Source organism: Streptomyces sp. NPDC059455, assembly GCF_042750115.1.
Classification (GTDB): Bacteria; Actinomycetota; Actinomycetes; order Streptomycetales; family Streptomycetaceae; genus Streptomyces; species Streptomyces endocoffeicus.
Window position 1 is genome coordinate 11,894 of the sequence record NZ_JBHYVB010000275.1, and the last position, 285, is coordinate 12,178.

A 285-nucleotide genomic window follows, 5' to 3' on the forward strand; every position below is an offset into this window, starting at 1 on the left:
GCGCGGGGGCGCGCCGGGGGCCGCCCGCCGCGCCCCGCGGGCGGGGGCGCCCCCCCCCCCCCCGGGGGCCCGGCCCGCCCCCCCCCCCGGTCCCCGCCCCCGTCGGCCTCCGTCGGCCCTCCTCGGGCCGCATCCCCCGTAGGCTCCCTCGGGCCGCATCCCCGTCGGCTCCCCTCGGGCCGGATCCCCCCTCTCCCTCGGCCCCGAGCGGCATCACCCCCCGGGAACCCCGCCGGCCCCCCCCGCCGGCGCGGGGGGGGGCGCCGGCCCCCCGCCCCCCCCGAG